Origin of the sequence: Streptomyces phaeochromogenes (assembly GCF_001418655.1) — a bacterium.
In the GTDB taxonomy this organism is placed as follows: domain Bacteria; phylum Actinomycetota; class Actinomycetes; order Streptomycetales; family Streptomycetaceae; genus Streptomyces; species Streptomyces phaeochromogenes.
Genome location: NZ_LIQZ01000626.1, coordinates 1 through 1,538, shown reverse-complemented (window position 1 = coordinate 1,538; position 1,538 = coordinate 1). Strand labels below are relative to the sequence as shown.

The window sequence follows — 1,538 nt, the reverse complement described above, 5'->3', positions numbered from 1 at the left end:
GGGAGCGGCTGTGGGCGGGCCAGGTGATATGGGTGATGACCGGGGGTGCGTCGGTCAGGGGGACGGCGGTGTGTTCGGACCAGAGCCAGGCGCGGGCGGAGTCGGGGAAGACGGCCATGGTGCGACCGAGGGCGATCAGCTGGGCCAGCTGCGTCTGGTCGCGGATCTCGGGACCCGGGCCGGGTGGGTACGTGCCGTGGCGGGGCCAGCGGGCGGCCGGAAGGCCGGGGATGTCGCTGACGTCGGCCAAGGTCAGTGACTTGTGCGCGGCGAGGGGGTGGTCGGCGGGCAGGATGGCGATCTGCCCCTCGGCCAGCAGTTCCTCGCTGTCGAACCCGGCGAGGGAGTTGAACGGCGTGTGCATGAGCGCCACATCGGCGCGGCCGTCACGCAGCAGCTCTTCCTGCTCACAGAAGCCGCACGGCAGCACCTCGATCTCGGCGGCATCGGGCTCGGCCGCGTAGGCGTCGAGAAGCTTCTGCAGCAGTTCGTGAGCCGCGGCGGCCTTCACCGCCAGCACCAGGCGATTGCGGGGGCCACCCGGGCTGTCGGCGCCACCGGCGCGGCGGGTGCGGCGGGCGGCGGCGGTGGTCGCGTCGAGGGCCGCGCGACCCTCCTGCAGCAGCACTTCGCCGGCGCCGGTCAGACGGACGCCTCGGCGNNAAGTGCAGTTCCTCGGCCACGGTCACGAAGTACCTCAACTCGCGGGTCTCCAGGGCGTCCATGGCCACAGCGTAGCTTCCGGGTGATACCCACCGGGTATGACAGGGCACCGTATCGGTGTTGGCCGCACCGTCCGTCCGCGAGTGAACATCAACGGCATGAGCGAAACGAAGATCGCGCTGGTCACCGGCGCGAACAAGGGAATCGGGTACGAGATCGCGGCCGGTCTTGGCGCCCTCGGGTACCGCGTCGGCGTGGGGGCCCGTGACGAGGTCCGGCGCGAGACTGCGGTGGAGAAGCTGCGCGCCGCCGGGGTGGACGCGTTCGGGGTTCCGCTGGACGTGACCGCCGACCTGAGCGTCACCGATGCCGCGGAACTGGTCGAACGGCGGGCCGGGCGCCTGGACGTCCTGGTCAACAACGCCGGTATCTCGGGGGAGATGGGGCCGGGTTGGATACAGGACCCGACCGCGCTCGACCTCGACCTGGTCCGCACGGTCGTGGAGACCAACGTCATCGGTGTCATCCGGGTGACCAACGCGATGCTGCCGCTGCTGCGGCGCTCGACGTCGCCGCGCATCGTCAACGTCTCCAGTTCCGTCGCCTCCCTCACCCGGCAGGCGGACCCGGACATCGAGATCGGCCCCGTCATGGCGGCCTACTCACCGTCGAAGTCGTTCCTCAACGCCGTCACCGTGCAGTACGCCCGGCAGCTCGCCGACACGGACATCCTGATCAACGCCGCCTGCCCGGGCCTGGTCGCGACCGACTTCACCGGCTTCCAAGGCCCCCGCACCCCCGAGCAGGGCGCGGCCACGGCGGTCCGCCTCGCCACACTGCCCGACGGCGGCCCGACCGGTTCGTTCTTCGAGGAC

General features: G+C 71.2%; 1 protein-coding gene and 1 pseudogene. One reads left to right on the top strand and one right to left on the bottom strand.

Annotation, left to right across the window (positions count from 1 at the left end; all coding sequences use genetic code 11):
- A pseudogene (locus AOK17_RS46855) lies at positions 1-661 on the bottom strand (LysR substrate-binding domain-containing protein); the annotation flags it as partial.
- 160 nt (positions 662-821) lie between these two features.
- Here AOK17_RS46855 and AOK17_RS46850 point away from each other — a divergent pair.
- On the top strand, positions 822-1,538 hold a 717-nt coding region (locus AOK17_RS46850), incomplete at its 3' end, for an SDR family oxidoreductase (RefSeq protein ID WP_055618729.1).